Below are 26,455 nucleotides of genomic sequence, written 5' to 3' on the forward strand. Positions count from 1 at the left end.
TGGTCTTGCCCGCCCCGTTCGGGCCGAGCAGCGCGAAGACCGAACCCTCGGGGACGGCCAGATCGACGCCGTCGAGCACGGTCCTCTCCCCGTACGACTTGCGCAGACCGAGAGCGGAGACCGCGGCAGACGGCCGCCGCCCCTGATTATTTGACATGAGCATGACAGATAAAGCCATGACGGCTTCCTTTCGGAGTGGGGAGAAGCGGGCGGGGGGCAGGGTTCGCGGCGGCTTCACGCGCGCGGGCCGCCCCGCCCGCCGGTACGGGACGCGGGTGTTACTTCCCGGCGGTGCCGGGTTCCCCGGCGATGGAATCCTGGTAGACGTCCGCGTAGGTGCGCGAGTCCTTGATCAGGCCGTCGCAGAACGCGGCGACGTCGGTGCCGATGAGCTCCAGGACCCCCTTGCCCCCGGCGGCGCCCTCCTCGAAGAAGTCGACGACCCCGGGGAGCAGGGACTCGCCGAGCAGGTCGACCGGTCCGACCTTGAACAGGTACTTCCGCATCTCCTGGTAGACGATCCGGTAGTCCGGCGGGAGCGCCTTGACCCGGGCGGTGTGCGCCCGCCACTGCTTCTTGCCCTCGATGATGTCCTGGATGCCCATCTCAGCCTCCCAGCCGGCTCAGTTTCCTCGCGACGTTCCTGTTCAACTGCTCGCGCCACCGGTCGCGATAGGTACGCGCCCCTTCCCCGCCGGCCAGCGCCGCGCAGAAGCCCCGGACGTCGTCGCCGAGGACCTCGGGGACGCTCTGCCCGTCCGCCGCCGTCTCTTCGAGCAGCCCCAGGGCGGCGTCGAGGATCGGCATCAGATTGCGGCCGGTGAAGTCCCCATGGGGAAAGAGATGGGCCTTGATCTGGCCCCATGCCGCCCGGTGGTCGTCCGGCAGGGCCTCGGCCCGGACTTCGAACGCCTTCCAGTCCCTGGTGAGATCGCTGCCGGTGATGGTCTCCCAGAAGTTCATCTCCCGCCCTCCTTGAGCCTGTCGATGCGTGTTGAGACGTACTGCCATTTCGTCCAGAACTTCGCGAGTTCCTCGCGTCCGACGTCGTTGAGCGCATAGAACTTGCGCGGCGGACCGACCCCGGACGGCCGCTTCGTCACCTGGACGAGCTTGTTCCGCTCCAGCCGCAGCAAGATGGTGTACACCGTCCCCTCGACGACGTCGGCGAAGCCCAGCTCGTGCAGCCGGCGGGTGATGGCGTACCCGTAGGTCTCCTCGCGGCCGATGATTTCGAGCACGCACCCTTCGAGCGTGCCCTTCAGCATCTCCGTCAGGTCGTCCATGGTGAGTCCTCCTCGACCCAGTGGTACTGCGTAGCACCGAGTACGACTATACGGTACCACCGAGTAGTGGAGGATGTCAGCGCCCCGGTGCGGCTCGGACCCGGCGGGCCCGGGAGGCGAGCAGGGCGAGCAGCGCGCACGGGAGCAGGAGCAGGGAGAAGGCGGTGGCGTAGCCGACGGTGTCGCTCGCGCTTCCCTGAGCGAAGGCGTTGAACAGGGCGGACGCGAGGCCGAGGACGGCTATCTGGCCCAGGTTCTGGCTGGTCTGCATCGCGCTGCTGGCCTGGCCCAGCCGGTCGGCCGGGCTGTGCGCGAGCGAGAGCACGGTGACGGCGGGGGCGAGCAGGCCCATGCCGAGGGCCGCGACGACCATGGACGATCCGGCGACGGGCGAGGGTGTCGAGGGGTGCGCGCCGACGACGGCGGTCACGACCGCCGCCGCCATCACCAGCGCACCCGCCACGACCAGCCGTTCGCGCGGGCAGTTCTCCAGCCTTCCCTGCACCCAGGAGGCGGCGGCCCAGGCGAGGGCCGCGCCGGTGAAGGCCAGTCCGATCGCCGGGGGCGAGACATCGCGACCGGTGACGAGCATCAGCGGTACGAGGGCCTCCAGGGTGAAGAACACCCCGGAGCCCAGCCCCCTCAGCAGCACCGTGACCGGCAGGCCGCGCGCGGCGCGCCAAGTGCCCGGCGGGAGCAGCCGGGGCGCGAAGACGGCCAGCAGGGCGAAGCCGGCGACCGAGAACAGCAGATGGCGTGCGTCCCAGCCGGAGACTCCGTACTGGCCCAGCGCCGCGCCGAGGCTGACGGCGGTGGCGACCAGCAGCGGGGGGCGCGCCGCGCCGGTCGCCGACGGCTCTGCGGGCGAGGTCTTGGGCTCGGGCTCGGGCTCGGGCTCGGGCGACCAGGAGCCGCCGCGCAGTTGCGCCACGACGATCAGGGCGGGTACGGCGGTGAGCGCGGCCAGTCCGAAGAACATCTCGCGCCAGGACCACCACTCCACGACCAGCCCCGCCAGTGGCGGTCCGATCAGCGAGGGAACGATCCAGCAGGTGCTCATCAGGGCGAGTGCGCGGGGGCGCAGCCGTTCGGGATAGGCCTGTCCGATGGCGGTGTTGATCGCCACGGCGACCATTCCGGCCGCCAGCCCGTCGAGGAACCGTCCGGCCGCCAGCTGCCAGATGGAGGTGCTGGCCCCGGAGACCAGCAGCGTCACGACGGCGAGTGCCATGCCGGCGGCCAGCGGACGCCGTGCCCCGGCCCGGTCGGCCCAGTGGCCGCCCAGTACTCCGCCCAGCAGGCTCGCGGCGACGAAGCAGCCGGCCACCAGCGGGAAGAGGGCCACCCCGTCGAGGTCGCGGGCGGCCGTCGGCAGGGTGGGGATCACGGCCAGCGCGGCGAGTCCGGTCAGGAACATCACGGCGGCGAAGCTGTAGGTGGCGGCGGCGTACGCGCCGGAGAAGAGTCCGCCGTCCCCGCCGTCCCCGCCGCCGTCCCCGCGGTCGGGAGGAGTGGGCGGGGCCTGCGGCGAACGCTCCGGATCATGGGTCACGAGCGCACAAGCTATGCGCGCCGCGCGCCGCCGTGCCACCGGATTTCCGGTGCGCCCGGGTCCCCGGCCCCGGCCCGGCCCCGGGTCCCGGTCAGGCGTCGTAGAAGAGGGCCTCCATCACCGCGCGGGCGCGGCGGGTGATGCGGCGGTAGTCGTCGAGCATGTCGCCGACATGGCCGGGTCCGTAGCCGAGGTAGCGGCCGAGCGCGGCCAGTTCGCGGCCGTCGGAGGGGAAGGTGTCACCGGCCCGGCCGCGTACCAGCATCACGCCGTTGCGGACGCGGGACGCCAGCACCCAGGCCTCGTCGAGGATCTGGGCGTCCTCGGCGGCGATCAGCCCGGCGGCGTGGGCGGCGGAGAGCGCGCGCCGGGTACGGGTGGTGCGCAGGCCGGGTTCGGCCCAGGCGTGGCGCAGCTGGATGAGCTGGACCGTCCACTCGACGTCGCTCAGCCCGCCCCGGCCGAGTTTGGTGTGGAGCGTGGGATCCGCGCCGCGCGGCAGCCGTTCGGACTCCATGCGGGCCTTGAGCCTGCGGATCTCGCGCACCGCGTCCTCGCCGACGCCGTCGTGGGGGTAGCGCAGCGGGTCGACGAGTTCGATGAAGCGCTCCCCCAGCTCGCGGTCCCCGGCCATCGGCTCGGCGCGCAGCAGCGCCTGGCTCTCCCACACCAGCGACCAGCGCCGGTAGTACGCCTCGTAGGAGGCGAGGGTGCGGACGAGGGGGCCGCTCTTGCCCTCGGGCCGGAGGTCGGCGTCGATGAGGAGCGGCGGATCGGCGGTGGGGAGCTGGAGCAGTCTGCGCATCTCGGAGACGACGGCGTGCGCCGCGCGCCCGGCCTCCTGCTCGTCGACGCCCTCGCGGGGCTGGTGGACGAAGAGGACGTCGGCGTCGGAGCCGTACCCCAGCTCGTGTCCGCCGAAGCGGCCCATGCCGATGACGGCGAAGCGGGTCGGCAGCTCGTCGCCCCAGCGTTCGCGCACGGCGGCCCGGAGCGCGCCGGCGATCGTCGCCGCGTTGAGGTCGGTGACGGCGTCGCCGACGCGGTCCGCCAGGGCGCCGGTGTCGGCCTCGGCGGGGCTCTCCTCGGTGCCGTACGAGCTGATGAGGTCGGCGGCGGTGGTGCGGAACAGCTCCCGGCGGCGTACGCCCCGGGCCACCGCGACGGCGGTCTCGGCGCTGGCCTGGCGGCCGACGGCGGCCAGCACCTCGGGCTCCAGGTGCTCCCGGGAGCGCGGGTTGAGGCCGCCGGGGTCGCCGAGGATGGCGACCGCCTCGGGGGCGCGCAGCAGCAGGTCGGGGGCGAGCCAGCCGGCCGAGAGGACCCGGGCGAGGTTCTCGGCGGCGGCGCCCTCGTCGCGCAGCAGCCGCAGGTACCAGGGGGTTTTGCCGAGGGCGTCGGAGACCTTGCGGAAGCCGAGGAGCCCGGCGTCGGGGTCGGCGGAGTCGGCGAACCAGCCCAGCAGGACCGGCAGCAGGGTCCGCTGGATGGCGGCCTTGCGGCTGACGCCGGAGGCCAGTGCCTCCAGATGGCGCAGGGCGGCGGCCGGGTCGGCGTAGCCGAGGGCTTCGAGGCGCTGGCGGGCGGCCTGGGTGGAGAGCCGGGTCTCGCCGGGGGCGAGCTGGGCGGCGGCGTCGAGGAGCGGCCGGTAGAAGAGCTTCTCGTGCAGTCTGCGGACGACGGAGGCGTGCCGCCGCCACTCCCGGTTCAGTTCGAAGACCGGGTCCATGCGCAGGCCGAGCGAGCGGCCGAGGCGGCGCAGATCGGCCGGGTCCTCGGGGACGAGATGGGTGCGGCGCAGCCGGTGGAGCTGGATGCGGTGCTCCATGGCGCGCAGGAAGCGGTAGGCGTCGTCGAGCTGGCCGGCGTCCGCCCGGCCGACGTAGCCGCCGGCGGCCAGTGCCTGGAGCGCGTCGAGGGTGCTGCCGCTGCGGAGGCTAGGGTCGCTGCGGCCGTGGACGAGCTGGAGCAGCTGGACGGCGAACTCGACGTCGCGCAGTCCGCCGGGGCCGAGCTTCAGCTCGCGCTCGACCTCGGCGGCCGGGATGTTGTCGATGACGCGGCGGCGCATCTTCTGGACGTCGGGGACGAAGTTCTCGCGCTCGGCGGCCTGCCAGACCAGCGGGGACACGGCCGCGATGTACTCCTCGCCGAGGGCCGGGTCGCCGGCGACCGGCCGGGCCTTGAGCAGGGCCTGGAACTCCCAGGTCTTGGCCCAGCGCTGGTAGTAGGCGAGATGGCTGGAGAGGGTGCGTACCAGCGGGCCGTTGCGCCCCTCGGGGCGGAGATTGGCGTCGACCGGCCAGATGGTGCCCTCGACGGTGGTTTCGGAGCAGATCCGCATCAGATGGGAGGCGAGCCGGGTCGCGGCCCGGATCGCGCTGTTCTCCTCCGCGCCGCCGGCGGGTTCGGCGACGAAGACGACGTCGACGTCGGAGACGTAGTTGAGTTCGTGGCCGCCGCACTTGCCGAGCGCGATGACGGCGAGACGGCACTGTGCCGCGTCCTCGGGGGCGGCGGTGCGGGCGATGGCGAGCGCCGCGCGCAGGGTGGCGGTGGCGAGGTCGGCGAGTTCGGCGGCGGTCTCCTTGAGGTCGATCGTGCCGCAGACGTCGCGGGCCGCGATGCCGAGGAGGCTGCGCCGGTAGGCGATGCGCAGCGAGACCGGGTCGTCGGCCTCGGCGAGGCTGTGCTCGAACTCCTCGACGCCGGGGTGGAGGTCCGCCGCCTCCCAGGTGACGAGCGTCCGCCAGTCGCCGGGGTGCCGGGCGAGGTGGTCGCCGAGCGCCTCGGACGCGCCGAGGACTCCGAGGAGCCGGTCGCGCAGGGGTTTGGCGGCGAGGAGGGTGTCGAGGAGGACCCGGCGGTCCTCCTCGGGCTGTGCCTCCACCAGTCGTACCAGGCCGCCGAGGGCGAGATCGGGGTCGGCGACCGCGCCGAGCGCGTCGAGGAGCACGGGGTCGCTGTGGACGGCCGTCATCACGGGGAGATCGAGCAGCCGGTGGGCGGCTCCGGGGTCGGTGAAGCCGTGCCGGACCAGCCGGGTGAAGGTACTGCTTCTGCGCCCGGGTACCGCCGTCATCCCGCCGTCTCCTCGTTCTGAGCCGCTCCGCGCGGTGGTGCCGCGCGGGGTGCCGCGCCCGTGGCCCGGACGGTGTCCCGTCCTGCGATCAAGGCCGGTGGAATCGAGACTAGTCGCAGCGGCCGCCCTCCGAGGAAACCGGTCCCGCCGGGACCGATGAGTTGTGGCCGTCGCGTCGGTCCACACCATGACGAACCGATGTTCCCGACGGACCCGATGGAGAGGACCACCATGGCGGAGACCGAGCCCCGTGCCGAACTGGACGCCCGCTACAGCGAGGAGTCGGCCACGGCCGAGAACTGGTCCGACGCGGTCGCCCGGCTCCGGGCGGCCGAGCTGTTCTGGCTGTCGACGGTACGCCCGGACGGCCGCCCGCACGTCACCCCGCTGCTCGCCGTCTGGCTGGACGGCGCGCTGCATTTCTGCACCGGGCCCGAGGAGCGCAAGGCCAGGAACCTGCGGGAGAACCCCGAGGTCGTTCTCACCACCGGGGCCAACACCCTGCGGGAGGGGTACGACCTGGTGGTCGAGGGCGAGGCGGTGCGGCTGACCGACGAGGAGCGGCTGCGCGCGCTGGCCGCCGCGTACACCGCGAAATACGGTGCGGAGTGGACCTTCGAGGTCCGCGACGGGGCGTTCGTCGCCGACGCGGGCATCGCGCTGGTGTTCCGGGTGGAGCCGCGCACGGCCTTCGGATTCGCGAAATCCCCCTACGGTCAGACACGGTGGCGGTTCACCCGTGAGTAATCCTCGTCGAAAGGATTTTCCCCATGGAATGGACACTTGAGGTCGTCAGGGTTCCGGTGACGGACCTGGACCGCTCCAAGAAGTTCTACGCGGAGGGCTGCGGCTTCGCGGTCGACGTCGACCAGGAGGTGGCCCCGGGCGTCCGGATCATCCAGCTGACCCCGCCGGGCTCACGCTGTTCGATCGCCCTGATGGGCGGTTTCCCCGACCATCCCGGGCAGCCCTCGGCCGCCCCGGGCTCCCTGCGCGGGCTCCAGCTCTGCGTCACCGACATCGCGGCGGCCAGGGCGGCCCTGGTCGAGCGGTCGGTGGCGGTCAGCGAGATCCAGCACGTGGGCGCGAGCGGCTGGGAGGACGGCAGGGGCGGCGAGTGGAACTCCTTCCTCTTCTTCTCCGACCCCGACGGAAACGCCTGGTCGGTCCAGGAAGCCCCGTCCCCGCTGTCCCAGCGCTGACGGATGGGCGGCCGGGCCGTGACCCGGCCGCCGTCCCGGCCGCCCCGCCTCCCCTCAGCCCGCCGGCGGCGGGGGCGGCGGCGGAGGCTGGTCCTGACTGCCCGTGCCGAACTGTCCCTTGAGCTTGTCCTGCGCCTTGTCCACATGGCCGCTGTACTTGCCCTTGGTCTTCGCGTCGAAGGCGTCACCCGCCTTGTCCACACCCTTGTCGACCTTGGACTCATGGCCCTTCAGCATCTGCTTCAGCTTGTCCAGTACGGACATGGGCTCATCCCTTCAGCACTCTTTCCCCCGTCCCCTCCAGGGTCACCGCACAACCCGCCCTCCGCATCCCGGGCGGCGGCGCGGGCTCCGGGGCCCGGTGCGGGTCAGAGCACCGGCAGGTTCTTCCGCAGTTCGAAGGCGGTGACCTCGGAGCGGTACTCCTCCCACTCCTGCTTCTTGTTCCTCAGGAAGAAGTCGAAGACGTGCTCGCCGAGGGTCTCGGCGACCAGCTCGCTGCGTTCCATCAGGGAGATGGCCTCGCCGAGGTTCTGGGGCAGGGGCTCGATGCCCATGGCGCGGCGCTCGGCGTCGGAGAGGGCCCAGACGTCGTCGTCGGCGCCGGGGGGGAGTTCGTAGCCCTCTTCGATGCCCTTGAGGCCGGCGGCGAGGAGGACGGCGTAGGTGAGGTAGGGGTTGGCGCCGGAGTCGATGGAGCGGACCTCGACGCGGGAGGAGCCGGTTTTGCCGGGCTTGTACATGGGGACGCGGATGAGGGCGGAGCGGTTGTTGTGGCCCCAGCAGATGTAGGAGGGGGCTTCGCCGCCCGCGCCGGCGCTGCGGGCGGAGCCGCCCCAGATGCGCTTGTAGGAGTTGACCCACTGGTTGGTGACGGCGGAGATCTCGGCGGCGTGCCTGAGGAGGCCGGCGATGAAGGATCGGCCGACCTTGGAGAGCTGGTACTCCGCGCCGGACTCGTAGAAGGCGTTGCGGTCGCCCTCGAAGAGGGAGAGGTGGGTGTGCATGCCGGAGCCCGGGTACTCGCTGAAGGGTTTGGGCATGAAGGTCGCCTGGACGCCCTGCTCCAGCGCCACCTGCTTCATGACCAGGCGGAAGGTCATGATGTTGTCGGCGGTGGAGAGCGCGTCCGCGTAGCGCAGATCGATCTCCTGCTGGCCCGGCGCGCCCTCGTGGTGGCTGAACTCCACCGAGATGCCCATGGATTCCAGCATGGTGATGGCCTGGCGGCGGAAGTCCATGCCGACGTTCTGCGGGGTGTGGTCGAAGTAGCCGGAGTTGTCGGCGGGCACGGGCCGGCTGCCGTCCAGCGGCTTGTCCTTGAGGAGGAAGAACTCGATCTCGGGGTGGGTGTAGAAGGTGAAGCCGAGGTCGGAGGTCTTGGCGAGCATCCGCTTGAGGACATAGCGCGGGTCGGCGAAGGAGGGGGAGCCGTCCGGCATCAGGATGTCGCAGAACATGCGCGCGGTGCCGGGGGCCTCGGCGCGCCAGGGGAGGATCTGGAAAGTGCCGGGGTCCGGCTTGGCGATCATGTCGGACTCGTAGACGCGGGCGAAGCCCTCGATGGCCGAGCCGTCGAAGCCGATGCCCTCGTCGAAGGCCTGCTCGAGCTCGGCGGGGGCCACCGCGACCGACTTCAGGAAGCCGAGCACATCGGTGAACCACAGGCGCACGAACCGGATGTCGCGCTCCTCAAGCGTACGGAGCACAAATTCCTGCTGCTTATCCATTTCCACCCAATCCTTGCTGGTCAAGCCGCCTGCTCCCCTGAGCATCCCATCCATGGGTTTCAGGCACATTGCGAACCCGGGCTGAGCCCATTGTGAGTGAGCGGCTCCGGGGAGACGACCCCGGAGCCCGCCCGGGCCGGGGCGGGCGGGCCGGGGCGGCGGGGAAGGGGCCGGGGAAGGCGGCTTTAAGCCGCCCCGTATGAGGTGCCCGGGGGCCCGGCTCGCTACGATCTGCGACCATGGGGGGTTCGCGCCTCGGGCCGGGAGCCCGCGTATGGCGTCCCACGGCGCTGCTGAGCGCTGTGGCGACGTTCCTCGGCGCGCTCTTCATCTGTCTGGGCCCGGCCGGTACGGACCACGCCCGGCTGCTGACGACGAGCCCGGCCGCGCAGCTGACCCCGGCGTACTCCTGTCCCTTCGACAGCGGGTCCTGCGGTGTGATGACGACGGTCACCCCCGCCGTGCTCACCCCGCAGCCGCCGGACGCCCCTCCCCTCGCCGAGGCGCGGCTGCCGCGCCTCGACCGGGCGGTCCGCTCCGGGGCCCCGGTCAGCACCGCGGCCCGGCCTCGCGCCCCCGATCTGCACGTCCTTCAGGTGCTGCGGACGTAAGAAGGCCACGCCCTCGATCCGCACCGCCCCGTTTGATCCCCCGCTCTTCGACGAAGGACCACACCCATGGCCACGCGTAAGAACACCGACGACCGCCGCGCCCGAATAGAGGCCCTGCGCAAGGCCGAGCAGGCCCGTGAGCGCCGCAACCGCTTCATCACCATCGGCCTCAGCGCCGTGGTCGTCGCCGGACTGGTCGGCTTCGGCGTCTATGTCATCGACAAGCAGTCCGCCAAGGAGGAGCAGCGCGAGGCCCTGGCCAAGCAGCCGATCGCGGCGGAGAAGTCCTGGGACGCCAAGAAGCTGGGCCGTACCCATGTCGACAAGGCGGTGAGTTACCCGCAGAAGCCGCCGGTCGGCGGCGACCACCACCAGGCGTGGATGAACTGCGACCGCAATGTCTACAAGGAGCCGATCCCCAACGAGAACGCCGTCCACTCGCTGGAGCACGGCGCGGTGTGGGTGACGTACAACGACAAGGCTCCGAAGGACCAGGTGAAGAAGCTTGAGGACCGGGTCAAGGACACCTCGTACACGATGATCAGCCCGGTCCAGGACCAGGCCGACCCGATCATGCTGACCGCGTGGGGCAAGCAGGTGAGCGTGGACAGCGCGAGCGACAAGCGGGTGACGCAGTTCTTCGAGAAGTACATCCAGGGCCCGCAGACCCCGGAGCCGGGCGCGGCCTGCACCAGCGGCGTCAGCGGCAAGTGATGGGCATGACGCGTACGCACTGGGCGTCCATCACGGCGGTGGTGCTCGCGCTGCTCTTCGCCGGAGGGGCGACGCTGGCGACGGCCGGCGACGGCGGGGCCTCCGGGCCCGCCGCGCCGACGGCGGAGTCGGCGGACGCCGGGTTCGCGCGGGACATGTCCGTCCACCATCAGCAGGCGGTGGAGATGTCGTTCGTCGTCCGTGACCGCACGGACGACGAGGAGGTGCGCCGGCTGGCGTACGACATCGCCAACACGCAGGCCAATCAGCGCGGCATGATGCTGGGCTGGCTGGATCTGTGGGGCCTGCCGAAGGTCGCCCCGGACGCCGAGCCGATGGCCTGGATGGCGGCGGGCGGCGGGGACGGGAAGGATCCGCACGCCGGGCACTCCATGGCGAAGGCCGGGGAGGGTTCGCTGATGCCGGGCATGGCGACCGCCGAGCAGCTGGCGCGGCTGGGCCGGCTGAGCGGGGAGCGGGCGGAGATCGAGTATCTCCAGCTGATGATCGTCCACCACAACGGCGGCGTCGACATGGCCGAGGGCTGTGTGCGGCTCTGCACCGTGGGACCGGAGCGGGAACTCGCCCGGGGCATGGTGGACGCGCAGCGCTCCGAGGTCGAGCTGATGGTGGACCTGCTGAAGAAGCGGGGCGCTCAGGTCCGTACCTGATCACTCGCCGTCCCCGGGCCGTCCGGCACGGCCCGGGGACGGCGGGGCAGCGGGGGCGGCCGGGGCGGCGGGGTCAGTTGGCGGACCAGCTGATCAGGGGCGGGCGCAGCGCCGCGCAGAGCGGCAGGCCCTGGGGGTCGGTGAGGCCGATGACGGTCTCGGCGGTGCCGCCGGAGGCGATCGCCGCCTCGGGCAGGTCCGCCAGGAAGAGCTTGGCGCGGCGGAACATGGCGAACTCCCCGCCCGGCGGCAGCTCGCCCCAGGTGAGGTAGACGAAGCGCGCGCCGCGCCGGCCCTGGACGTGCGGGCCCCGGAAGTCGACGCCGCCGTCCGCGGCGGTCACCGTCGACAGCGGGATCTCGAAGACGGCTTCGGCCGCGTCCGCCCGTACCAGCTGATCGGGCTCGCGACCGCGCTGGGTGCCGATGTGCACATCGGTCCACTCCCCGCAAGCACTGCCGGGCAGTTCCCGACCGGTGATCCGCAGTGTCAGTGCCGCCATGCCGCCCGCCGCTCCCTTTTCCTTCATTTTTTCACCCTTTTGGCCTACACCGGTCGCGTACTCCACCTGGCCCAGCCGACGATGGGTCGCGAAGCCACTTCGAGGAGGCGCGTACGCGATGACGACAGCAAAGGACATCATGCACGCGGGGGCCCAGTGGATCCCCGCGCACGAGACGCTCGACCGGGCCGCGCAGCTGATGCGCGACCTGAAGGTGGGCGCGCTGCCCATCGCCGACGCCGATGAACGGCTCTGCGGCATCCTCACCGACCGGGACATCGTGGTCGGCTGTGTGGCCATGGGCCACGACCCGGCGAAGGTGACGGCGGGCGAGATGGCGCAGGGCACCCCGCGCTGGATCGAGTCGGACTCGGGTGTGGAGGACGTACTCCAGGAGATGGAGTCGCACCAGATCCGGCGGCTGCCGGTGATCGAGGACAAGCGGCTGGTCGGCATGATCAGCGAGGCGGATCTCGCCCAGCATCTGTCGGAGGAGCAGCTCGCGGGGTGGGTGGAGCGGGTCTACGCGAGGGGCTGAGCGGCGGCTTCGTCGGCGGCCGGGTCGTCCTCGCCGCCGTCCGCCGGGGCGTCGTCCCCGAGCACCGCGCGGGCCACCGCCTCCGGCTGGTCCAGCATCAGCAGATGGCCGGCGGGGGTGACCTCCCGGAAGCGCGCGCCGAGCGCCAGGGAGAGTTCCCGCTGCCGGGCGGTCCAGCGTCGGCCGCCCGCCGTCGCGGCGAGGACGGTGACGGGCGTACCGGCCAGCGGGTGCCGCTCGCGCAGGGCGAGGAGTTCGGCGGCCACGGCACGGTAATGGGCGTTCTCCAGGAGGGCGCCCCTGACAACGCGCGAGGTGGTGTAGCAGCGGTGCACCAGCCCGGCGGGGGCCGGGTCGCCGCCGCCGGTCCTGGCGAGCCGGACCGCGGCGCGCCGGGCGAGCGGCCCGAGCGCGGCGGGAACGCCCAGGGCGCTGAGCGCGCCGCCGGCCAGCCGGGCGGCGGCCGTGCGCACGGCGGGCGCGGCGGGGGTGCGGGCGTCCTCCTCCACGCTGGAGTCGACCAGCACGAGGGAGGCGGTGCGGGCGGGGTGGAGCCGGGCGAAGGCCTCGGCGTGGAACCCGGCGAGCGAGTGCCCGACGACGGTGGCCGGCGCGTCGAGACCGAGCGCGTCGAGGACGCCCGCGATGCGGTGGGCCTCACCGGCGGCGGACGGCGGGACGAGCGCGGGGCCGCTGAGCCCGTGTCCGGGGCGGTCGAAGCGGACCACCGTCCGGTACGGGGCGAGCAGGGGCACGACGGCGTCCCAGTCGAACCAGCTGAGGCCCAGGCCCGCGCTCAGCACACAGGCCGGTCCACTGCCCTCGGCGACCACATGGTGGGGGACGCCTCCGATCCGTACGAACATCAGCGTGCCGCCTCACTTTGGCGCTCCCGCGCCAGGGACAGCGCGAGCAGTCCCAGCCAGACTGCCACGAACAGGACCTGCGACCGCTGACCGGCTCCCAGCGCGTAGGTGCCCTCCCCGGCCGTGAAGGCGGCGACGGAGGCGAGGGTCCAGCCGGTGGCGGCGAGTTCGAGCGCGACGAGGACCGGGCCGAACCGGGCCAGCAGGGGCCAGCGGCGGTGGCGGCGGGCGGCGACGGTGAGCGCGACGATTCCGATGATCGCACCGGTCATGGCGAGGGAGGAGCTGACGGCGTGCGCGGTGTGGGTGGCGGGGACGAGCCCGGCGGTCTCCCGGGCGGCGCACTCGGGGTCGGCGGTGGGCGCGCAGCTGAGCGGCAGCCGGGAGTCGACGGCGGTGGCCGCGCCGAAGAGGGCGACGCCGCCCCAGCCGATGAGGTCCCACGGTGTGCGGGAGGCGTGGGCGAGCGCCGTCTTCAACGCCCAGAGCGCTCCGGCGAGGACGAGCAGTCCGGCGGCGAGGTCGGTGGCCCGGAAGAGTCCGCCGAAGGGCTGGTCTTCGGCGGCGAGTTCGCTGACGTAGGTCTGGACGGGGTCGAGGCCGGTGGTGAGGACGACTTCGAGCAGCCAGGCCGTGTAGACGAGCGCCCCGAGGGCTATCAGTACGGCGATCATATGAACAATGATCTCCGACCGCCGGAACCGGGGGCACGGGCAGGGGCCCGGACACTCCTACCCGGTAGGGGTAGGAGTAGGATCCGCTCCATGGCAAGGGCGTGGAGGGTACGGCGGACGCGGAGGCTGTGGACGCCGCTGCTGCCGCTCGTGCTGCTCTTCGGCCTCGCCACCATGCACACCCTGGGGCATCCCTCCCCGGCCTCGGCCGTCGAACAGGCCCACACCCAGGCCCCGGCCGCCGCGCACGGACCCCCCGCCGCGGCGGAACACCACGCGGCGGCGGACGCGAACCACGGCTCCGCCGCGCCCGGCGGGCACGGCACGGACCCGTCGCTGGTCTGTCTGGCCGTGCTCGGCGTCTGGGGCGTCGCGCTCCTCGGAGCCGTACGGGCGTGGCGGCGGCGGCGCGCGCGAGAAGCCGTCCGCGTGCGCGGACCGCGCCCCGGCCCCGCCCCCGCACCCCGCGCCCCTCCCCCGCGCACCCTGCTGACGCATCTGTCGGTCCTGCGGATCTAGGCCTCGCCACGCCGCCCTCGCGGCGGCGCGCGGCTCATCCGTATGCCCTTCACCGACATCACCACGAGGTGCACTCAGTCATGCGTACGCACATCACACGCCGCTCCGTCGTCGGAGCCTCCCTCGCCGTGGCCGGGACCGGTGTCCTGGCCGCCTGCTCGTCCTCCGGGGGCGACGGGAGCGGCGGACACGGCGGCCACGGGTCCCAGGGGAGCAAGGGGAGCGAGGAGACCAAGGCCGCCGACGGGTTCGTCGAGCCCGGCGGCAAGGAGGTCGCCGAGGCCGAGGCCGCCCGGCGCGGGGGCCCGGAGCGGAAGGTGCGGCTCACGGCCGCCGCCGCGCGGCTCGACCTCGGGGACGGTCTGACCGTCCCCTCCTGGGCCTACGGGGACCGGCTGCCGGGCCAGGAGGTGCGGGCCACCGCCGGCGACACCCTGGCGCTCACCCTCGCCAACCACCTCCCCGATTCGACCTCGCTGCACTGGCACGGGCTCGCGCTCCGCAACGACATGGACGGCGTCCCCGGGCTCACCCAGCGGCCCGTCAAGGCGGGCGCGGAGTTCACCTACCGCTTCGCCCTCGCGCACCCCGGCACGTACTGGTTCCACCCGCACTCCGGCGTCCAGCAGGACCGGGGGCTGTACGCGCCGCTGATCGTCGAGGACCCCAAGGAGCCGCTGAAGTACGACCAGGAGTGGGTCGTCGTCCTGGACGACTGGGTCGACGGGGTGGAGGGCTCCACCCCGGACGCCGTCCTCGCCGAACTCAGCAAGGGAATGCAGGGGGGCGGGGGCGGCGGCGGGCACGAGGGCCACGGCGGGATGACCCGTGCGAGCCTGACCGCGCCCGACCCCGAGGGCCCGTCGCGGATGATGATGGGCGCGCGCAGCGAGCTGCTCGGCGGCGACGCCGGGGACGTGGCGTACCCGCACCATCTGATCAACGGGCGGGTCCCCGGCGACCCGTCCGTCTTCCGCGCGAAGCCCGGCGACCGGGTGCGGCTGCGCATCATCAACGCGGGCGGCGACACCGCCTTCCGCGTCGCGCTGGGCGGCCACGAGATGACCGTGACCCACACCGACGGCTTCCCGGTGCGGCACGCGAAGACCGACGCCCTGCTGCTGGGCATGGGTGAGCGCTACGACGTGCTGATCACGGCGGGGGACGGCGTCTTCCCGCTCACCGCCGTCGCCGAGGGCAAGAACGCCACCGCGCTCGCGCTGCTCCGCACCGGCGGCGGGGCGGCCCCGGCCGCCTCCGTGCGGCCGAAGGAGCTGTCCGGGAAGCTGCTCACCGCCGACCGGCTGCGCGCCGACGCCTCCGTGGCGCTCCCCCGCCGCACCCCCGACCGCACGATCAGGATCGAGCTGACCGGGGGCATGGCGAAGTACGACTGGGGCTTCGACGGGAAGGCGTACTCCCCCGGGCCCCGGCACGAGGTGCGCTCCGGCGAGCGGGTCCGGCTGGTCTTCAGGAACCCCACGGGGATGTGGCACCCGCTCCATCTGCACGGGCACACCTTCGCCCTCGCCAACGCCGCCGGCGGGGCGCGCAAGGACACCGCGATCATCCTGCCCAACGGGACGCTGAGCGTGGACTTCGACGCCGACAACCCGGGCCTGTGGATGATCCACTGCCACAACGTCTACCACGCGGAGGCGGGCATGATGACGGTGCTCGGCTACCGGAAGTAACCCCGGCGCGGGCGGCCCGGCCGGTCCGGGCCGCCCACGGCACCGCCCACGACACCGCCCCCGGGCCTCCCCCGGCCGGCCGTGGGCACCCGTGGGCGGTGCCACACCGCTCCACCAGGACATCGCGTCAGAAAGACGATTACACTGGGGGGCGTGCCTCAACTACGCCTCGCCCTGAATCAGATCGACTCGACCGTCGGCGACCTCGCCGGCAACACCGAGTCGATCGTGCACTGGACCCGGCACTCCGCCGCGCAGGGGGCGCATCTGGCCGCCTTCCCGGAGATGGTGCTGACCGGCTACCCCGTGGAGGATCTGGCCCTGCGCTCGTCCTTCGTGGAGGCGTCCCGGGCCGCCCTGCGCTCGCTGGCCGCGCGCCTGGCCGACGAGGGCCTCGGCGAGCTGCCCGTCGTCGTCGGCTATCTGGACCGCTCCGAGAGCGCCCAGCCGAGGTACGGCCAGCCCGCGGGCACCCCGCGCAACGCCGCCGCCGTGCTGCACCGGGGGGAGGTGGCGCTGCGGTTCGCCAAGCACCATCTGCCCAACTACGGCGTCTTCGACGAGTTCCGCTACTTCGTGCCCGGCGACACCCTGCCGGTGATCCGGGTCGGCGGCGTCGACGTGGCCCTCGCCATCTGCGAGGACCTCTGGCAGGACGGCGGCCGGGTGCCCGCCGCCCGCTCCGCCGGGGCCGGGCTGCTGCTCTCGATCAACGCCTCGCCCTATGAGCGGGAGAAGGACGACACCCGGCTGGAGCTGGTGCGCAAGCGCGCCCAGGAGGCCGGCTGCACCACCGCCTATCTGGCGATGATCGGCGGCCAGGACGAGCTGGTCTTCGACGGCGACTCGATCGTGGTCGACGCGGCGGGCGAGGTCATCGCCCGCGCCCCCCAGTTCTCCGAGGGCTGCGTCGTCCTCGATCTGGAACTCCCCGCCGCCGGCGGGATCCCCTCCGGGGTGGTCGACGACGGGCTGCGGATCGAGCACGCCGTCATCTCCGCCGAGCCGGTCCCGGCCTACGAGCCCGAGCTGACCGGCGGCTACGCCGACCGCCTCGACGACGACGAGGAGGTGTACTCCGCGCTGGTGGTGGGCCTGCGCGCGTACGCCGCCAAGAACGGCTTCCGCTCGGTCCTGATCGGGCTCTCCGGGGGCATCGACTCCGCGCTGGTCGCCGCGATCGCCTGCGACGCGGTCGGCGCGAAGAACGTGTACGGCATCTCCATGCCCTCGAAGTACTCCTCGGACCACTCCAAGGGCGACGCGGCCGAGCTGGCCCGCCGTACCGGACTCAACTTCCGCACCGTGTCGATCGAGCCCATGTTCGACGCCTACATGGGCTCGCTGGGGCTGACCGGGCTCGCCGAGGAGAACCTCCAGTCGCGGCTGCGCGGCACCCTGCTGATGGCCGTCTCCAACCAGGAGGGCCACATCGTGCTCGCGCCGGGCAACAAGTCCGAGCTGGCCGTGGGGTACTCCACGCTGTACGGCGACTCGGTCGGCGCGTACGGGCCCATCAAGGACGTCTACAAGACGACGGTCTTCCGGCTGGCGAAGTGGCGCAACCGGGCCGCCGAGGAGCGCGGCCAGACCCCGCCGATCCCCGAGGCCTCCATCACCAAGCCGCCCAGCGCCGAGCTGCGCCCCGGCCAGATGGACACCGACTCGCTGCCGGACTACGACGTGCTGGACCGGATCCTCGCCCGGTACGTCGACCGGGACCAGGGCAAGGACGCGATCGTGGCCGCCGGGTACGAGGAGGAGCTGGTGGCCCGGACGCTGAGGATGGTCGACACCGCCGAGTACAAGCGGCGGCAGTACCCGCCGGGCACCAAGATCTCGGCGAAGGGCTTCGGCAAGGACCGCCGGCTGCCGATCACCAACCGCTGGCGCGAGTCGACGCACTGACACACCGGCACACGCCGGAACACAAGACGCGAGAGGGCCCCCGGAGCGTGCTCCGGGGGCCCTCTCGCGTCTCACTGTCCCGGTCAGGGGCCGAGCTTCACCCGGGCCGCGATCGGCAGATGGTCGCTGTCCGTGCGCGGCAGCGTCCAGGAGGACACCGGCTCGACGCCCTTGACCATGATCTGGTCGATGCGCGCCATCGGGAAGGACGCGGGCCAGCTGAAGCCGAAGCCGTCGCCCACCGCGCCCTGCGTCGAACGCATCTGGGACGTGACCGCGTTCAGCGCCCGGTCGTTCATCGTGCCGTTCAGATCGCCGAGCAGCACCACCTTGCCGACCCGCTCGTCGGCGATCGCCTCGCCGAGCGCGTCCGCGCTGTCGTCGCGCTGGCCCGCGGTGAAGCCCGCGCGCATCTTCACGCGGACCGAGGGCATGTGGGCGACATAGACGGCGACCTCGCCCTTGGGCGTGGTCACGGTGGTGCGCATCGCCCGCGTCCAGCCCATCCCGATGTCGACGGGTTTGGTGCCGGTCAGCGGGTACTTGCTCCACAGCCCGACCGTGCCCTGCACCGAGTGGTACTTGTAGCTGCCCGCGAGCGCCCGCTCATAGGCCTTGACCTGACCCTGGGCCAGCTCCTGAAGGGCCAGCACCTCCGCGCCCGAGGCCGCGACCTTCGCCGCGGTGCCCTCGGGGTCCGGGTTCTCGGCGTTGACATTGTGGGTGGCGACCGTCAGATCGCCGCCGGCCGTGGACTTGTCGGTGAGCAGACCGCCGAAGAGATTGACCCAGACGACGGCGGGCGCGAGCACGGCGATCAGCGCCGTGGCCGAGCGCCGCCACAGCGCGGCGGCGAGGAGCACGGGGACGAGGACCACCCCGAACCAGGGCAGGAAGGTCTCCCCCAGACTGCCCAAGTTGCCGATCCGGTTGGGGATCTGGGCGTGGAAGACCATCAACAGGGCCAGCAGCACGGCGCAGACCGCCAGGACGATGCCGCGCCGCCAGATGTCGGGGTCGTCGCGCCACCGTTCGCGCGGACGCCGGGAGCGGGAATCGGTGACGAGGTCCTCCGGGCCGTCGTTCCCGGTCTCCGTCTTGTACGCCTGCACCATGGAGCTGTCCTTACTGCCTTGCCGCCGTCACACGAGCCTCGCGGATGACACTAGGCGATGACGGTACTTGTCCCGCCTCTCCGGGGGCGGCCGTTCTGTGCCGATGACGAGTGGGCGGCGTGCGTGGTTCCGGATATCGGGCCGGGTGGGGCCGGTGTGACCGAGCACGCATCCCGGCGGGGGCCGCGCGGCGCGGCGTCCGTACGGTGCGCGGCGCGGCGCACCGTACGGCGTACGGGGGCATCGGCCCGGCCGGGTGGCACGCCGTGCCGTCTCACCACGGGTGCCCTGGGTGCGACGCTCCGTGAAGGGAGCGGCCCCCTTCCGTGCAGGCGACACGAAGTGCCACCATGGGAGGTGATCCGGGGACGCCGTCAGGGCGCCTCGAGATGACATGAGGAGCCGTTGATCATGACGCTTCAGGCTGCCCAGAAGTCCGCCGACAGCAGCAAGGCGCTGTACGGAGGCAAGGGCACTAGGCGCATCACCGTCCACGACATCGCCGCCGCCAAGGAGCGCGGCGAGAAGTGGCCGATGCTCACCGCGTACGACGCGATGACCGCGTCCGTCTTCGACGAGGCCGGGATCCCGGTCATGCTGGTCGGGGACTCCATGGGCAACACCCACCTCGGCTACGAGACCACCGTGCCGGTCACCATGGACGAGATGACCCTGCTGTCCGCCGCCGTGGTGCGCGGCACCCGCCGGGCGCTGATCATCGGCGACCTGCCCTTCGGCTCGTACCAGGAGGGCCCCGTACAGGCCCTGCGCAACGCGACCCGGCTGGTCAAGGAGGCCGGCGTCGGCGCGGTCAAGCTGGAGGGCGGGGAGCGCTCCCTGCCGCAGACCGAGCTGATCGTCCAGGCCGGCATCCCGGTCGTGTCGCACCTGGGGCTGACCCCGCAGTCCGTGAACACCATGGGCTACCGGGTGCAGGGCCGCAGCGACGAGGCCGCCCACCAGCTGCTGAAGGACGCGAAGGCCGCGCAGGACGCGGGCGCGTTCGCCGTCGTCCTGGAGATGGTGCCCGCCGAGCTGGCGGCCGAGGTCACCCGCTCGCTGCACATCCCGACCGTCGGCATCGGCGCGGGCGCGGGCACCGACGCGCAGGTGCTCGTCTGGACCGACATGGCCGGCCTCACCGGCGGCAAGGTGCCGCGCTTCACCAAGCAGTACGCGAACCTCCGGCAGACCCTGGGCGACGCGGCGAAGGCGTTCGCCGAGGACGTCGCCGGCGGCGCGTTCCCGCAGGAGGAGCACACCTTCCACTGATCCGCTCCCGGCACGACCGACGGCCCGCCGGCCTTCCCCCTCCGGCGGGCCGTCGGCGGTCTGTCGGTGGTCTGTCACCGGTCTGTCGGCGGGGTCGCCCATCGTGGGACGCATGACACGAACCGACAACAGCCCGGCCGGCGGCGGGGCATCCGCCGTCGAGGTACGGGGGCTGGTCAAGCACTACGGCGGGACCAAGGCGCTGGACGGGGTGGACGTCACCGTCCGCGAGGGCACCGTCCTCGGCGTCCTCGGGCCCAACGGGGCCGGCAAGACCACGCTCGTACGCTGCCTGGCCACCCTGATCCTCCCCGACGCGGGCACCGCCACGGTCGCCGGCCACGACGTGGTGCGCGACGCCCGGCGGCTGCGCCGGGTCATCGGGCTCACCGGGCAGTACGCCTCCGTGGAGGAACGTCTCTCCGGCTGGGAGAACCTGTACATGATCGGGCGGCTGCTCGATCTCTCCCGCCCGGCGGCCCGGCGGCGGGCCGACGAGATGCTGGAGCGCTTCGGCCTCACCGAGGCCGCGAAGAAGCCCGCGACGCAGTACTCCGGCGGGATGCGGCGGCGGCTCGACCTCGCCGCCTCGATGGTCGGGGAGCCCGATGTGCTCTTCCTGGACGAACCGACGACCGGACTCGACCCCAGGACCCGCAACGAGGTGTGGGACGAGGTCGAGCGCATGGTCGCCGAGGGGATGACCGTGCTGCTCACCACGCAGTACATGGAGGAGGCCGAGCGGCTCGCCGACGAGCTGACCGTCATCGACCGGGGCAGGGTCATCGCGGGCGGCGGGGTGGACGAGCTGAAGGCGAAGGTCGGGGGCCGCACCCTGCGGATCCGGCCCAGCGACCCCGCCGACCTGCCCCTGATGGCGCGGGCGCTGCGGGAGTCCGGTCTCGACGGGATCGCCGGGGCGAGCGCCGTCCCCGAGGAGGGGCAGCTGTACGTTCCGATCCTCGCCGACGAGCAGCTGACCGCCGTGGTCGGGCTGCTGGCCGCCCACGGCTACGGCATCGCCTGGATCGACACCCGTCTGCCCAGTCTGGACGAGGTGTTCCTGGCGATCACCGGCGGGACGCCGGCCGTGTCCGAGACGCTTCCCGAGGAGGCCGCCGTATGAGCACGAGTACGAGTACGACCACCAGTACGACCACCGGTACGGCTACGGACACGGGTGCCGGAAGCGCCCCGGGGGCGGCGCGGACCGGGCCCCCGGCCGGCGGAGGGGACCGGGGAAGCGGCCGGATCACCCCGAGGGCGCATCTGCGGCACATCGGGGCCCTGGTGCGGCGGAACGCCCTTCAGATCAAGCAGGACCCCGAGTCGATGGCCGACGCCGTGCTGATGCCGATCATCTTCACGCTGCTGTTCACCTATGTCTTCGGCGGCGCGGTGTCCGGCGAGGGCAACCAGGACAAGTACGTCAACTACCTCGTCCCCGGCCTGATGGCGATGATGGGGCTGAGCATCTCCATGGCGGTGGGCACCGGCATCAACACCGATGTGAACAAAGGGGTGATGGACCGCTTCCGGTCCATGCCGATCGCCCGCTCCTCGATACTGATCGCGAAGATCGTCGTGGAGATCGGCCGGATGACGGTCGCGATGCTGATCCTGCTGGGCATGGGCTTTCTGCTCGGCCTGGAGATCAAGACGTCCGTCCTGGAGCTGCTGGCCGCGATGGGGCTCTCCCTGCTCTTCGGCGCCTCGCTCATGTGGATCTTCATCCTGCTCGGTCTCTCGCTGAAGACGGCACAGGCCGTCCAGGGAATGGCGATGCTGGTACTGCTGCCGCTCCAGTTCGGATCGTCCATCTTCGCCCAGCCGTCGACCATGCCCGACTGGCTGAAGACCTTCGCCGACCACAATCCGCTCTCCAACCTCGCGGACGCGTCCCGCGCCCTGATCAACGGCGGTGAGCTGGCCTCCTCCGTCTGGGCGACCCTCGGCTGGGCGGCGGCGATCACCGTCGTCACCGCGCCGCTGGCGATCCGCGCCTTCCAGAAGAAGACCTGACCCCGGGACCTGGGAGCTGAGCCGTCACGGGGGGCGGCTCAGACCAGGGCGGCGGCCTCCTCCAGGGTGAGGAGGCCGCCCTCCGCGTAGCAGGCCTCGTAGGCGGCGGCGCCGAGCGCCGCCCGGACCGCCGCCCCCACCTCCTCGCGGCAGATGCGCTCGTGGGAGGAGAGAAAGTGGTCCTCGGGAACGAGCGCGTCGGAGGCCGCGAGCAGCCGGGCCGCGTCCGGGGCCCGCTCGGGGCCCGCCGCCGCCAGTACGCCGGCCGCCGTCACCAGGTACGACGGGGCCAGGTGGGGCGCGATCATCATGGCGAGCGGCTCCCGGGCGGTGGCGAGCGCATGCCTGGTCCGCTCCAGCGCCAGCCGGAGATCGCCGTCGCCGAGATCGAGCCAGGCGATGTAGCCGATCATCATGCCCTTGAAGAACTCCATGGTGTGGGAGTCGAACTGGACGAGCAGCCGCTCGATGTGCTCCCGGGCCTCGGCCCGGCGGCCGGTGCGGCCCAGCCAGAGACAGAGATAGATCCGCGCGACGGCGGTGCTCTCGTTGTCCGGGCCCTCGTTCTCCTCAAGCACCTGACGGATCATCTTCTCGCCGCGCTCCAGCTCGCCCAGCTCCAGCAGGATGCCGCCGAGCCGGGCCCGGAGCACCCCCACATTCCCCCGCGCGCCGATCCGCTCGGCGTACTCGATGGCGAGGGCGAAGTCCTCGCCGGCCGGCCCGTACTCGCCGCGCCGCTCCCTGGCCTCGCCGCGCGCCGAGAGCGCCTGGGCGGCCCCCCAGGCGTCGCCGAGGCGGCGGAATATCTCCAGCGACTCGTCGGCGTCACGGGTCGCGTCCCCCGCCAGACGGCCCCGGTTGGCGAGGATGCCGGCCCGGGTCTCCAGCGCGCCGGCCAGCTCCCACTCGTACCCGAGTTCCCGGCAGGCCCGGACGGTCTCGTCCAGCATGCTCTTGAGCGTCTCGATCTCGCCGGTCATCAGGATGGCGAAGAACCAGAGGATGCCGGGGGTACGGCAGGTCTGCGGCAGCCCCGGGCGGTAGGCCAGGCTCACCGCGCGCAGCCGGTCCATGCTCTCGGGGCCGTCCCAGGCGTCGGCCTCGTGGTTGAAGAAGATGAGGTGGATGAGCGCGACGCCCCGGCGGGCCTCGTGGAGCAGCTCGGGCCCCATGGGCGGCGGTGCGTCGGTGAAACGCTCGAAGACCGGGGGCACGGGGGCGACGGGGGACGTGAAGGGATCGGGGCCGAGCGCGGTGGCCGCCCCGGACCAGTGCCGGGCCTCGGTGCGCAGATCGCGTATCTGCCAGTACCAGAAGAGATGGAGTACGAGGGAGAGCGCCTCCTGCTCGTCCTCGGCGGCGACCGCCCGGCGCAGGGCGGTGCGCAGATTCTCGTACTCGCGCTGGAACAGCTCGATGGCGGCGCGCTGGCGCGGGCCGCGCAGCAGGGGGTCGGTGACACGGGCGAGTTCGCGGTAGTGGACGAGGTGGCGGCGCTCGGTCGCGGCCCGGTCGCCCGCCTCGCCGAGGCGTTCGGCGGCGTACTCGGCGACGGTCTCCAGGAGGCGGTAGCGCATGCCGTCCGGGCCGTCGGGGGCGGCGACGACCAGCGATTTGTCGATGAGGGAGCCGAGGGCGTCGGCGATGTCGACGCCTGAGCCGTCGGCGCAGACGGCCTCCGCCGCCGCCAGGTCGCAGCCGCCGGAGAAGACGGAGAGGCGGCGCAGGACGGCCCGCTCGGAGGTCTCCAGCAGCTCCCAGGACCAGTCGACGACGGCGCGCAGGGTCTGCTGGCGGGGCAGGACGGTGCGGCTGCCGGCGGTGAGGAGACGGAAGCGGTCGTCGAGGCGGTCGGCGATCTGCCGGGGGGTGAGCACGCGCAGCCGGGCGGCGGCGAGTTCGATGGCGAGCGGGAGGCCGTCGAGCCGGCGGCATATCTCGGCGCAGGCCTCCGGGTCGTCGTCGGGGGTGAAGCCGGGCCGGGCGGCGGCCCCGCGCTCGGTGAGCAGCCGCAGCGCGGTGGGCGCGGGCAGCGGGCCGACCGGCCGCAGCAGTTCGCCGGGGACGGCGAGGGGCTCCCGGCTGGTGGCGAGGATCCGCAGCCCGGGGCAGTGGGCGAGGAGGGTGTCGGCGAGCACGGCCGCCGCGCCGGCCACATGCTCGCAGTTGTCGAGGACCAGGAGGATCCGGCGGCGGGCGCAGTGCTCGGTGAGGCGTACGAGGGCGTCGTCGCCGCCGTGCCGTTCGGCGGCCAGCAGCTCTTCGGCCCCCGCGCCGCGCAGCACGGTGTGGCGGGCGCCGAGAACGGTGAGGACGGCCTCGGCGACATCGTCCGGGTCGGTCACCGAGGCCAGTTCGGCGAACCAGACGCCGTCCGGGGCCTGTGGTGCGAGCCGCTCGGCGACCTCCTGGGAGAGCCGGGTCTTGCCGGCTCCGCCGGGTCCGGTGAGGGTGACGAGCCGGGCGGCGGCGAGATCCTCCCGCAGCACCTCGATGTCGTGCTCCCGGCCGACGAAGGAGGTGAGCCGGGCGCGCAGATTCCCCCGGGGCGCGGGGGCCGCTTCCTGAGCCGGAGCCGGGGCCCGGGCCTGGTCCGGGGCCGTGAGGAGGTCCCGGTGGAGCGCGCGGAGGGCGGGGCCGGGGTCGGCGCCGAGGCGGTCGGCGAGATCGCGGCGGAAGGTCTCGTACTCCGCGAGGGCCCGCGCGGGGCGGCCCGTCTCGCTCAGCGCGCGCAGCCGCAGCAGGCGGAGCGGCTCGTCCAGCGGGTGGGCGGCGCAGAGGGCGGCCGACTCGGGGAGCGCCTCGGCTCCCCGGCCCAGCGCCAGCAGGGCCGTCAGCCGGGTGCGGCGGGCGTCGGTGCGGCGGGCCTCCCAGCGGGACGCCTCGGCGGCCCGGTCGGGCAGATCGGCGAGCACGGGTCCGCGCCACAGCTCCAGCGCCTCGTCGAGGAGGGTCTCCGCCGTGTCCGGGTCGCCGTTCGCGACCGCTTTCGCGCCCTGGGTCGTGAGCCGGTCGAACCGGTGCAGATCCACGTCGTCCGGCTCGGCGCACAGCCGGTAACCGCCGTCCACGGAGGCGACGGCGGACCGGCCGAGCGCCCGGCGCAACCGTCCGACCAGCGCCTGCACCGCCCCGGGCGCGTCGGCCGGCGGGTCGCCGTCCCAGACCTCGGCCACGATGCGGCCGAGCGTGACCGGGTGTCCGGGCCGCATCGCCAGCACGGTCAGCAGGGCACGCAGCCTCGGTCCGCCGACGGCGACGGGGGTGCCGTCGGCCCGCAGGGCCCTGGTGGTGCCGATCAGCGAAATACGCACCCGGCCATTGTCCCCGGTGCGGGCCCGCCCGGTCGCGCGGCCGAAACCACGGGGGTTGGGGCCCGCACCGGGCCCGTCGCCTGTACGGTTCGGTCCGCCAGATCCCCGTACGTTCAGGAGTCCCGCCCATGCCCACCACCTCTCGCCACAGCGACTGGCGCGTCAGTCCCGTGTTCCTCGGGATCTTCGCGGTGATGGCGGTGACCGGCTGGGCGGTGTGGACGGACTACGCCGCCTCCGCCGGTCTGGCCGTCTTCCTCTTCGTCACCTCGGCGTGGATCGTGTCGCTCTGTCTGCACGAGTACGCGCACGCCGCCACCGCGCACCACAGCGGCGATCTGTCGATCGGGACCAAGGGCTATCTGTCGCTCAACCCCCTGGCCTACACCCACGCGATGCTGAGCATCGTGCTGCCGGTGCTCTTCGTGATCCTGGGCGGCATCGGTCTGCCGGGCGGCGCGGTCTTCGTCGAGCGGGGCAGCATCCGGGGCCGCTGGAAGCACAGTCTGATCTCGGCGGCGGGGCCGCTGACCAATGTGCTCTTCGCGCTGGTGTGCACCGCGCCGTTCTGGCTGGACGCGCTGGACGGGGTGCCGCTGATCTTCCAGTACGCGCTGGGCTTCCTGGCGCTGCTCCAGGTGAGCGCCGCGATCCTGAACTTCCTGCCGGTGCCGGGGCTGGACGGCTACGGGGTGATCGAGCCGTGGCTGTCGTACCGGATCCGCCGCCAGGTGGAGCCGCTCGCGCCGTTCGGGCTGCTGCTGGTCTTCGCGCTGCTGTTCATCCCGGCGCTCAACGCGGTGTTCTTCGACGCGGTCGACGCGGTGCTGAGGGTGCTGGGCGTCGACGAGATCATGAGCGCCTGCGGCTTCGACTACTACCGCTTCTGGGAGGGCGAGAACGAGCACTGCCTCCCGTACACGCTCGGGGCGTAGGGGCGGGTCGGCCGACCCGGATCAGCCGGCGGCGGCGCGGTCGATCCTCGCCTTGCGGAAGTAGTAGATGGCCATGTTGGAGGAGAGGCCGGCCACCAGCACCCAGACGACGCCGATCCACATGCCCTGGGTGAAGGAGAGCACGGCCGCCACCACGGCGAGCGCGCAGACGACGAGTGCGAAGAGAGCGAGGCGGGGCATGGGGGGAGGCTCCTGTCGGGGTGTATGTCCGTCCCGTCCAGTGT

General features: G+C 72.7%; 26 protein-coding genes and 1 pseudogene. 13 read left to right on the forward strand and 14 right to left on the reverse strand.

The genetic code is table 11. The features are described 5' to 3' along the window. From ABD371_RS22745 to ABD371_RS22770, 6 genes and pseudogenes are all read right to left on the reverse strand, one after another. Positions 1-178, reverse strand: a pseudogene (locus ABD371_RS22745) (ABC transporter); the annotation flags it as partial. Between the two features lie 100 nt (positions 179-278). After that, the gene (locus tag ABD371_RS22750; RefSeq protein ID WP_344479651.1) at positions 279-605 is read right to left on the reverse strand and encodes a DUF1048 domain-containing protein; all 327 of its coding nucleotides are present in this window, start codon (positions 603-605) and stop codon (positions 279-281) included. A gap of 1 nt (position 606) precedes the next feature. After that, positions 607-963 carry a DUF1048 domain-containing protein gene (locus tag ABD371_RS22755; protein ID WP_344479653.1) on the reverse strand — a complete coding sequence of 119 codons (357 nt, stop codon included), beginning with the start codon at positions 961-963 and terminating at the stop codon, positions 607-609. Then, complete coding sequence (locus tag ABD371_RS22760; RefSeq protein WP_344479655.1) at positions 960-1,286, reverse strand: PadR family transcriptional regulator; 327 nt, start codon at positions 1,284-1,286, stop codon at positions 960-962. The genes ABD371_RS22755 and ABD371_RS22760 overlap by 4 nt, the downstream gene beginning before the upstream one ends. A 76-nt stretch (positions 1,287-1,362) precedes the next feature. Further along, entirely contained in the window at positions 1,363-2,703 is a 1,341-nt protein-coding gene (locus ABD371_RS22765) for an MFS transporter (RefSeq protein ID WP_381734219.1), read from the reverse strand. A 226-nt stretch (positions 2,704-2,929) separates the two neighbouring features. Next, positions 2,930-5,920 (reverse strand): bifunctional [glutamine synthetase] adenylyltransferase/[glutamine synthetase]-adenylyl-L-tyrosine phosphorylase, encoded by a 2,991-nt coding sequence (locus tag ABD371_RS22770; RefSeq protein WP_344479659.1) that lies wholly within the window; start codon positions 5,918-5,920, stop codon positions 2,930-2,932. Between the two features lie 231 nt (positions 5,921-6,151). Between ABD371_RS22770 and ABD371_RS22775 the strand changes: the two genes are divergently transcribed. Beyond that, positions 6,152-6,667, forward strand: a complete 516-nt coding sequence (locus tag ABD371_RS22775; protein WP_344479661.1) for a pyridoxamine 5'-phosphate oxidase family protein — start codon at positions 6,152-6,154, stop codon at positions 6,665-6,667. Positions 6,668-6,690: 23 nt separating this feature from the next. Next, entirely contained in the window at positions 6,691-7,122 is a 432-nt protein-coding gene (locus ABD371_RS22780) for a VOC family protein (RefSeq protein WP_344479663.1), read from the forward strand. Positions 7,123-7,176: 54 nt separating this feature from the next. On the opposite strand, the gene ABD371_RS22785 is transcribed toward ABD371_RS22780, so the two are convergent. Together ABD371_RS22785 and ABD371_RS22790 are read right to left on the reverse strand one after the other, a co-directional pair. Further along, positions 7,177-7,386 carry an antitoxin gene (locus ABD371_RS22785; RefSeq protein WP_344479664.1) on the reverse strand — a complete coding sequence of 70 codons (210 nt, stop codon included), beginning with the start codon at positions 7,384-7,386 and terminating at the stop codon, positions 7,177-7,179. Between the two features lie 104 nt (positions 7,387-7,490). Next, positions 7,491-8,852: a glutamine synthetase family protein gene (locus tag ABD371_RS22790; RefSeq protein ID WP_344479665.1), complete on the reverse strand. Its 1,362-nt coding sequence runs from the start codon at positions 8,850-8,852 to the stop codon at positions 7,491-7,493. Positions 8,853-9,091: 239 nt separating this feature from the next. Here ABD371_RS22790 and ABD371_RS22795 point away from each other — a divergent pair, with 239 nt between their 5' ends. The 3 genes from ABD371_RS22795 to ABD371_RS22805 all read left to right on the forward strand — a co-directional run bounded on the left by ABD371_RS22795 (position 9,092) and on the right by ABD371_RS22805 (position 10,848). Beyond that, positions 9,092-9,463, forward strand: coding sequence for a hypothetical protein (locus ABD371_RS22795; protein WP_344479666.1), 372 nt, complete (start codon positions 9,092-9,094; stop codon positions 9,461-9,463). Positions 9,464-9,529: 66 nt separating this feature from the next. Then, positions 9,530-10,177 carry a thioredoxin-like domain-containing protein gene (locus tag ABD371_RS22800; RefSeq protein WP_190121867.1) on the forward strand — a complete coding sequence of 216 codons (648 nt, stop codon included), beginning with the start codon at positions 9,530-9,532 and terminating at the stop codon, positions 10,175-10,177. A 5-nt stretch (positions 10,178-10,182) separates the two neighbouring features. Beyond that, positions 10,183-10,848 (forward strand): DUF305 domain-containing protein, encoded by a 666-nt coding sequence (locus ABD371_RS22805; protein ID WP_344479667.1) that lies wholly within the window; start codon positions 10,183-10,185, stop codon positions 10,846-10,848. Between the two features lie 73 nt (positions 10,849-10,921). Here the strand turns inward: ABD371_RS22805 and ABD371_RS22810 are convergent, their stop codons facing one another. Then, the gene (locus ABD371_RS22810; RefSeq protein WP_344479668.1) at positions 10,922-11,377 is read right to left on the reverse strand and encodes a DUF5990 family protein; all 456 of its coding nucleotides are present in this window, start codon (positions 11,375-11,377) and stop codon (positions 10,922-10,924) included. Positions 11,378-11,468: 91 nt separating this feature from the next. Between ABD371_RS22810 and ABD371_RS22815 the strand changes: the two genes are divergently transcribed. Then, positions 11,469-11,888, forward strand: coding sequence for a CBS domain-containing protein (locus tag ABD371_RS22815; protein WP_344479670.1), 420 nt, complete (start codon positions 11,469-11,471; stop codon positions 11,886-11,888). Here ABD371_RS22815 and ABD371_RS22820 read toward each other — a convergent pair. Together ABD371_RS22820 and ABD371_RS22825 are read right to left on the reverse strand one after the other, a co-directional pair. Then, the gene (locus tag ABD371_RS22820; protein WP_344479672.1) at positions 11,873-12,754 is read right to left on the reverse strand and encodes an alpha/beta fold hydrolase; all 882 of its coding nucleotides are present in this window, start codon (positions 12,752-12,754) and stop codon (positions 11,873-11,875) included. The genes ABD371_RS22815 and ABD371_RS22820 overlap by 16 nt on opposite strands. Further along, positions 12,754-13,428 (reverse strand): DUF998 domain-containing protein, encoded by a 675-nt coding sequence (locus ABD371_RS22825; RefSeq protein ID WP_344479673.1) that lies wholly within the window; start codon positions 13,426-13,428, stop codon positions 12,754-12,756. Before ABD371_RS22825 ends, ABD371_RS22820 begins: the two co-directional genes overlap by 1 nt. A 90-nt stretch (positions 13,429-13,518) precedes the next feature. On the opposite strand from ABD371_RS22825, the gene ABD371_RS22830 reads away from it, so the two are divergent. From ABD371_RS22830 to ABD371_RS22840, 3 genes are all read left to right on the forward strand, one after another. Continuing rightward, entirely contained in the window at positions 13,519-13,947 is a 429-nt protein-coding gene (locus ABD371_RS22830; protein ID WP_344479675.1) for a DUF6153 family protein, read from the forward strand. 80 nt (positions 13,948-14,027) lie between these two features. Continuing rightward, positions 14,028-15,641: a multicopper oxidase family protein gene (locus ABD371_RS22835; protein WP_344479676.1), complete on the forward strand. Its 1,614-nt coding sequence runs from the start codon at positions 14,028-14,030 to the stop codon at positions 15,639-15,641. 153 nt (positions 15,642-15,794) lie between these two features. Next, positions 15,795-17,549 (forward strand): NAD+ synthase, encoded by a 1,755-nt coding sequence (locus tag ABD371_RS22840; RefSeq protein ID WP_344479678.1) that lies wholly within the window; start codon positions 15,795-15,797, stop codon positions 17,547-17,549. An 83-nt stretch (positions 17,550-17,632) separates the two neighbouring features. Here the strand turns inward: ABD371_RS22840 and ABD371_RS22845 are convergent, their stop codons facing one another. Next, positions 17,633-18,664, reverse strand: coding sequence for an endonuclease/exonuclease/phosphatase family protein (locus ABD371_RS22845; RefSeq protein WP_344479680.1), 1,032 nt, complete (start codon positions 18,662-18,664; stop codon positions 17,633-17,635). 411 nt (positions 18,665-19,075) lie between these two features. Here ABD371_RS22845 and panB point away from each other — a divergent pair, with 411 nt between their 5' ends. The 3 genes from panB (at position 19,076) to ABD371_RS22860 (ending at position 21,958) form a co-directional block, all read left to right on the forward strand. After that, positions 19,076-19,936 carry a 3-methyl-2-oxobutanoate hydroxymethyltransferase gene (gene panB / locus ABD371_RS22850; RefSeq protein WP_344479682.1) on the forward strand — a complete coding sequence of 287 codons (861 nt, stop codon included), beginning with the start codon at positions 19,076-19,078 and terminating at the stop codon, positions 19,934-19,936. 112 nt (positions 19,937-20,048) lie between these two features. Further along, the gene (locus ABD371_RS22855; RefSeq protein WP_344479683.1) at positions 20,049-21,062 is read left to right on the forward strand and encodes an ATP-binding cassette domain-containing protein; all 1,014 of its coding nucleotides are present in this window, start codon (positions 20,049-20,051) and stop codon (positions 21,060-21,062) included. Next, positions 21,059-21,958 (forward strand): ABC transporter permease, encoded by a 900-nt coding sequence (locus tag ABD371_RS22860; RefSeq protein ID WP_344479685.1) that lies wholly within the window; start codon positions 21,059-21,061, stop codon positions 21,956-21,958. Before ABD371_RS22855 ends, ABD371_RS22860 begins: the two co-directional genes overlap by 4 nt. A gap of 38 nt (positions 21,959-21,996) precedes the next feature. Here ABD371_RS22860 and ABD371_RS22865 read toward each other — a convergent pair whose 3' ends face one another. Continuing rightward, positions 21,997-25,275, reverse strand: a complete 3,279-nt coding sequence (locus tag ABD371_RS22865) for an ATP-binding protein (RefSeq protein ID WP_344479686.1) — start codon at positions 25,273-25,275, stop codon at positions 21,997-21,999. 128 nt (positions 25,276-25,403) lie between these two features. Here ABD371_RS22865 and ABD371_RS22870 point away from each other — a divergent pair, with 128 nt between their 5' ends. Further along, positions 25,404-26,210, forward strand: coding sequence for a site-2 protease family protein (locus tag ABD371_RS22870; RefSeq protein WP_344479688.1), 807 nt, complete (start codon positions 25,404-25,406; stop codon positions 26,208-26,210). Between the two features lie 21 nt (positions 26,211-26,231). Here the strand turns inward: ABD371_RS22870 and ABD371_RS22875 are convergent, their stop codons facing one another. Next, a complete protein-coding gene (locus tag ABD371_RS22875) occupies positions 26,232-26,411 on the reverse strand; it encodes a hypothetical protein (RefSeq protein ID WP_344479689.1) in 180 nt (59 codons plus the stop codon). Positions 26,412-26,455: the final 44 nt, after the last annotated feature.

This window comes from Streptomyces amakusaensis (genome assembly GCF_039532665.1).
GTDB lineage: Bacteria > Actinomycetota > Actinomycetes > Streptomycetales > Streptomycetaceae > Streptomyces > Streptomyces amakusaensis.

Coding starts and splice junctions, on each gene's coding strand:
- ABD371_RS22770 (WP_344479659.1), bottom strand. CDS start 5,920: ATGACGGCGGTACCCGGGCGCAGAAGCAGTACCTTCACCCGGCTGGTC.
- ABD371_RS22810 (WP_344479668.1), bottom strand. CDS start 11,377: ATGAAGGAAAAGGGAGCGGCGGGCGGCATGGCGGCACTGACACTGCGG.
- ABD371_RS22855 (WP_344479683.1), top strand. CDS start 20,049: ATGACACGAACCGACAACAGCCCGGCCGGCGGCGGGGCATCCGCCGTC.
- ABD371_RS22785 (WP_344479664.1), bottom strand. CDS start 7,386: ATGTCCGTACTGGACAAGCTGAAGCAGATGCTGAAGGGCCATGAGTCC.
- ABD371_RS22870 (WP_344479688.1), top strand. CDS start 25,404: ATGCCCACCACCTCTCGCCACAGCGACTGGCGCGTCAGTCCCGTGTTC.
- ABD371_RS22815 (WP_344479670.1), top strand. CDS start 11,469: ATGACGACAGCAAAGGACATCATGCACGCGGGGGCCCAGTGGATCCCC.
- ABD371_RS22760 (WP_344479655.1), bottom strand. CDS start 1,286: ATGGACGACCTGACGGAGATGCTGAAGGGCACGCTCGAAGGGTGCGTG.
- ABD371_RS22775 (WP_344479661.1), top strand. CDS start 6,152: ATGGCGGAGACCGAGCCCCGTGCCGAACTGGACGCCCGCTACAGCGAG.
- ABD371_RS22755 (WP_344479653.1), bottom strand. CDS start 963: ATGAACTTCTGGGAGACCATCACCGGCAGCGATCTCACCAGGGACTGG.
- ABD371_RS22860 (WP_344479685.1), top strand. CDS start 21,059: ATGAGCACGAGTACGAGTACGACCACCAGTACGACCACCGGTACGGCT.
- ABD371_RS22765 (WP_381734219.1), bottom strand. CDS start 2,703: ATGTTCCTGACCGGACTCGCCGCGCTGGCCGTGATCCCCACCCTGCCG.
- ABD371_RS22790 (WP_344479665.1), bottom strand. CDS start 8,852: ATGGATAAGCAGCAGGAATTTGTGCTCCGTACGCTTGAGGAGCGCGAC.
- ABD371_RS22835 (WP_344479676.1), top strand. CDS start 14,028: ATGCGTACGCACATCACACGCCGCTCCGTCGTCGGAGCCTCCCTCGCC.
- ABD371_RS22800 (WP_190121867.1), top strand. CDS start 9,530: ATGGCCACGCGTAAGAACACCGACGACCGCCGCGCCCGAATAGAGGCC.
- ABD371_RS22845 (WP_344479680.1), bottom strand. CDS start 18,664: ATGGTGCAGGCGTACAAGACGGAGACCGGGAACGACGGCCCGGAGGAC.
- ABD371_RS22795 (WP_344479666.1), top strand. CDS start 9,092: ATGGGGGGTTCGCGCCTCGGGCCGGGAGCCCGCGTATGGCGTCCCACG.
- ABD371_RS22875 (WP_344479689.1), bottom strand. CDS start 26,411: ATGCCCCGCCTCGCTCTCTTCGCACTCGTCGTCTGCGCGCTCGCCGTG.
- ABD371_RS22825 (WP_344479673.1), bottom strand. CDS start 13,428: ATGATCGCCGTACTGATAGCCCTCGGGGCGCTCGTCTACACGGCCTGG.
- ABD371_RS22820 (WP_344479672.1), bottom strand. CDS start 12,754: ATGTTCGTACGGATCGGAGGCGTCCCCCACCATGTGGTCGCCGAGGGC.
- ABD371_RS22750 (WP_344479651.1), bottom strand. CDS start 605: ATGGGCATCCAGGACATCATCGAGGGCAAGAAGCAGTGGCGGGCGCAC.
- panB (WP_344479682.1), top strand. CDS start 19,076: ATGACGCTTCAGGCTGCCCAGAAGTCCGCCGACAGCAGCAAGGCGCTG.
- ABD371_RS22805 (WP_344479667.1), top strand. CDS start 10,183: ATGACGCGTACGCACTGGGCGTCCATCACGGCGGTGGTGCTCGCGCTG.
- ABD371_RS22780 (WP_344479663.1), top strand. CDS start 6,691: ATGGAATGGACACTTGAGGTCGTCAGGGTTCCGGTGACGGACCTGGAC.
- ABD371_RS22830 (WP_344479675.1), top strand. CDS start 13,519: ATGGCAAGGGCGTGGAGGGTACGGCGGACGCGGAGGCTGTGGACGCCG.